At 75.2% G+C, this 4,611-nt stretch carries 4 protein-coding genes; all 4 read left to right on the top strand.

What is annotated here, in order from left to right; translation table 11 throughout:
- Window positions 1–2,450, top strand: a 2,450-nt coding sequence (locus ACIQOV_RS28620) for an SDR family NAD(P)-dependent oxidoreductase (RefSeq protein ID WP_401053364.1), incomplete at its 5' end; no start/stop codon positions are given.
- Window positions 2,450–2,947 carry an acyl-CoA thioesterase gene (locus ACIQOV_RS28615; protein WP_401053362.1) on the top strand — a complete coding sequence of 166 codons (498 nt, stop codon included), beginning with the start codon at window positions 2,450–2,452 and terminating at the stop codon, window positions 2,945–2,947. The genes ACIQOV_RS28620 and ACIQOV_RS28615, both read left to right, overlap by 1 nt.
- Window positions 2,944–3,522 carry a flavin reductase family protein gene (locus ACIQOV_RS28610; protein ID WP_401053359.1) on the top strand — a complete coding sequence of 193 codons (579 nt, stop codon included), beginning with the start codon at window positions 2,944–2,946 and terminating at the stop codon, window positions 3,520–3,522. The genes ACIQOV_RS28615 and ACIQOV_RS28610 overlap by 4 nt, the downstream gene beginning before the upstream one ends.
- Before the next feature lie 16 nt (window positions 3,523–3,538).
- A complete protein-coding gene (locus ACIQOV_RS28605; protein WP_401053357.1) occupies window positions 3,539–4,570 on the top strand; it encodes an NAD-dependent epimerase/dehydratase family protein in 1,032 nt (343 codons plus the stop codon).
- The last annotated feature ends 41 nt before the right edge of the window (window positions 4,571–4,611 follow it).

Below are 4,611 nucleotides of genomic sequence, written 5' to 3'. Positions count from 1 at the left end.
CCCTGCACCTGGAGCACCCGTCGGTCCCGGTCACGGTGGTCGAGCTGGCCGACACCGCCCCCGAGGGCGCGGCCCGTGACGAGGCGGTGGCCCGCGTGGTCGCCGAGACCGCCGCCACGGCCGGCTTCGCGGAGGTCCGCTACCAGCCGGACGGGCGCCGGACCGTCCCGGTGCTCCGGCCGTTGCAGCTGAGCCCCGCGACCGAGGGCGGGTCCCCGCTCGACGCCGGGGACGTCCTCCTGGTCACCGGCGGCGGCAAGGGCATCACCGCCGAGTGCGCCATCGCGATGGCCCAGGACTCCGGGGCGGCCCTGGCCCTGATCGGCCGCGCCGATCCGGCCACCGACCCCGAACTCGCCGGGAACCTCGCCCGGATGGAGGCCGCGGGCCTGCGCCACCGGTACGCCCGCGCCGACGTGACCTCGGCCGAGGAGATCGCCGCCGCGGTGGCCCTGCTGGAGAACGGGCTCGGCCCGGTCACCGCCGTGCTGCACGGCGCCGGCCGCAACCAGCCCGCCGCCCTGGAGGCGCTGAGCGCCGAGGACTTCCGCCGGACCCTGGCGCCCAAGACCGACGGTCTGGAGGTGGTCCTGGCGGCCGTCGAACCGGAACGCCTGAAGCTGCTGATCACGTTCGGCTCGATCATCGGCCGGGCCGGACTGCGCGGCGAGGCGCACTACGCCACCGCCAACGACTGGATGACCGAGCTGACCCTCCGCTTCCAGGACCGGTACCCGCGGGCCCGGGCCGTCGCGCTGGAGTGGTCGGTCTGGTCGGGCGCGGGCATGGGCGAACGGCTCGGCGTCGTCGAGGCGCTGATCCGGGAGGGCATCACGCCGATCTCCACCGAGAACGGCATCCAGGTGCTCCGCGAGGTGCTCGCGGACCCCTCGGCCGGCCCCGTCCTGGTGGTCAGCGGGCGGGCCGGCGGCCTGCCCACCCTCACCACCGAGCGGCGCGAGCTGCCGCTGACCAGGTTCGTCGAGCGGGTGGTCGTGCACCACCCGGACATCGAGCTGATCACCGAGACCGAGCTGACCGAGGGCGGCGACCCCTATCTGACCGACCACCGGCTCCAGGACGACCTGCTCTTCCCGGCCGTGCTCGGCATGGAGGCGATGGCCCAGGTGGCCGCCGCGGTGAGCGGGCACCAGGGCCCGCCGCTGCTGGAGGACGTCGAGTTCCGCCGGCCCGTGGTGGTCCGGCCGGGCGGCTCGACCACCATCCGGATCGCGGCGCTGGTCCGGGAGCCCGGGACGGTGGACGTGGTGCTGCGCAGCGAGGGCACCGAGTTCGCGGCCGACCACTTCCGGGCCCGGCTGCGCTACCCGCGGCCCGAGGTGCCCGGGACGCCGGTGCCGGTCGAATTCGGCCTGCCGGCGGTGCCGGTGGACCCGGTGACCGAGCTGTACGGCAGCGTGCTCTTCCAGGGCAAGCGGTTCCAGCGCCTGCTGGAGTACCGGCGGGCGAGCGCCCGGCACGCGCTGGCGGAGATCTCCACCACCGCCCCGGCGCCGTGGTTCGCGGCCTTCCTGCCGCAGGACCAGCAACTGGCCGACCCCGGGACCCGGGACGCGATGATGCACGCCATCCAGTGCTGCGTGCCGGACGCCACCCTGCTGCCGCAGAGCATCGAGCGGCTCTGGCTGGCCGACCCGGCGGACCAGGACGCCGAGTACGTGGTGCTCGACGCCAGGGAGCGCTCCCAGGACGGGGACAGCTACGTCTACGACCTCGACGTGCGCACCCCGGCCGGGAAGGTCGTCGAGCGCTGGGAGGGGCTGACCCTGGTCGCCGTCCGCAAGCGCGACGGAGCCGGACCGTGGGTGCCCGCGATGCTCGGTTCGTACCTGGAACGCGGCCTGGAACGGGTGCTGGGCGGCAGCCGCGCGGTGGTCGTCGAGCCCGCGGCGAAGCCCGCCGCGGAATCCACCGCGGAGTCCGCCGACGGGGACCGCCGGGCCCGCACCGCGACCGCTCTCGGCCGGGCGCTGGGACGGCCGGTGGACCTGCGCCACCGGCCGGACGGCAAGCCCGAACTCGCCGGTGGGCCCGGACTCGACGGGATCACGGTCTCGGCCTCGCACGGCCCCGGCCTGACCCTGGCGGTGGCCGGACCCGGGCGGCTCGCCTGCGACGTCGAGACCGTCCTGGAGCGGAGCACCGAGGACTGGGACGCCCTGCTGGGCGCCGGTCAACTCGCCCTGCGGGACCTGCTGGTGGCCGAGGCGGGCTGCAGCCCGGCGGTGGCCGGCACCAGGGTCTGGAGCGCGCTGGAGTGCCTGCGCAAGTCCGGCGCGACCACCCAGGCGCTGACGCTCGACCGCGTCCACCCGGGCGGTTGGGTCGTCCTGTCCGCCGGCGACGCGGCCGTCGCCACCTGGGTCACCACCGTCAACGACCGGACGGAGCCGGTGCTCTTCGCGGTGCTCGTCGGGAAGGAGAACTGATGTCGGCCTACTACGAGATCCGCCACACCGTGGGCTTCGAGGAGACCAACCTCGTCGGCAACGTCTACTACGTGAACTACCTGCGCTGGCAGGGGCGTTGCCGGGAGATGTTCCTCAAGGACAAGGCGCCGGGGGTGCTCGCCGAGCTGCGGGACGACCTGAAGCTGTTCACCCTCAAGGTGGAGTGCGACTTCTTCGCCGAGATCACCTCGTTCGACGAGCTGTCGGTCCGGATGCGGCTGGAGGAGCTGACCCAGACCCAGATCCAGTTCAGCTTCGACTACCTGCGGATCGACGGCGAGCAGGAGAACCTGGTCGCCCGCGGCCGGCAGCGGATCGCGTGCATGCGCGGGCCGAACACGGCCACCGTCCCCGCCCGGGTGCCCGAGGAACTGCGCCTGGCACTGGTGCCGTACGCCGAGGGGCCGGCCGTCGCGCGGGCCCTCGCGGCGCAGGTCCCGCCCGGCGGGCCGGTCGGGACGGGGCGGGCGCTGTGATCGGCAACGGCCGGTCCCCGGCCCCCGCCCAGGCGCCGGGCGCGACGTCGGCGGCCGCGGCGAACCGCGCGGTCCTGCCGGGCGCCCTGCGCGAGACGATGGCCCGTTTCGCCACCGGGATCACGGTCCTGACCACCGGCGGCGAGTACGTCCACGGGATGACCGCCAACGCGTTCAGCTCGGTCTCCCTGGAGCCGCCGATGGTGCTGTGCTGCGTGGCCCGCTCCGCGACGATGCACGAGGCGATCATGGCGTCCAGGTCCTTCGCGGTCTCCGTGCTCGGCGCCGAACAGGAGCACCTGGCACGGTACTTCGCGAACAAGAGCAGGCCGCGCGGGGCCGCCCAGTTCGACGGCCTCGACTGGCAGCCCGGCCCGTTCACCGGGGCCCCGCTGCTGTCGGACTCGCTGGCCTGGCTGGAGTGCAAGCTCGCCGAGCAGTACGACGGCGGCGACCACTCCATCTTCCTCGGCGAGGTGCTCGCCTCGGACTGGGCGGACCACCGGGAGGCGCTGCTGTTCTACGGCGGCGCCTTCCACCGGGGCATCGGCGGGAAACCGGAAGAGATCGGCTGAGCGGGGGGATGGTCCGATGTTGGTGAGCGTGACCGGCGGCACCGGATTCGTCGGCATCCACTCGGTCGCGGCGCTGGTCCGCGGCGGCCACCGGGCGCGGATGCTGGTCCGCGACCCGGCCGCCGCGGAGCGGGTCCTGGGCCTGCTGGAGGTGGACCCGGGCGCCGTCGACCTGGTCGTCGGGGACGTGACCGACGAGGGCGACGCGGCCCGCACGGTGCGCGGCGCCGACGCCGTGCTGCACGCGGCCGCGGTGTACTCCTTCGACAGCCGGCGCAACGCGCAGATGCGCCGGACCAACGAGCGGGGAACCGAACTGGTGCTGGCCGCCGCCCGACGGTCGGGCGCCGACCCGGTCGTCCACGTCTCCAGCATCGTCGCGCTGCTGCCGTCCCCCGGACGGCCGCTCGGGGAGCACTCCCCGGTCGGCCGTCCCCGGGACACGTACATGGCGACCAAGGCGGCGGCCGAGCGGATCGCGCGGGGCCACCAGCGGGACGGCGCGCCGGTGGTCATCAGCTACCCGCCCGCGCTGCTCGGCCCGCAGGACCCGGGGCTGGGCGACCAGAACGCCCGGCTGCGCAACACCCTGCGCGGACTGATGCCGATCTGGCCGCTGGGCGGCTTCCCGGTCGGCGACGTCCGGGACACCGCGCAGCTGCACGCCCGGCTGCTGACCACGCCGAGGGCGGGCTCCGACCGGCACTTCGGACCCGGCCACCACCTGCCCACCCGGCAGTACGTGCGGACCCTGCGGGAGGTCACCGGGCGGCGGCTGCCCGCGGCCTTCCTCCCCGCCCGGGCCATGCTGCCGGTCGGCGCCCTGGCCACCCTGCTCCAGCGCGGATGGCCCTGGCACATCCCCGCCGAGTACGGGGCCGTCTACACCTGCGCCTGTGCGACCCCGGTCGACCCCGCGGCGAGCACCGGGGGGCTGACGCCGAGGCCGACCGCCGAGACCATGGCGGACACGGTGCGCTGGCTGTACGCCGAGGGCCGGCTGACCGCCGGTCAGGCCGGGCTGCCGGCCGTGGACAAGGAGCGCTGAGCCGTACCCGACGGCCGGGGGGGGGGGGGCGGCGGGGGGCC

The organism is Kitasatospora sp. NPDC091257 (assembly GCF_044757675.1).
Lineage (GTDB): Bacteria > Actinomycetota > Actinomycetes > Streptomycetales > Streptomycetaceae > Kitasatospora > Kitasatospora lactacystinica.
This window is presented reverse-complemented; position numbering and strand designations above follow the sequence as displayed.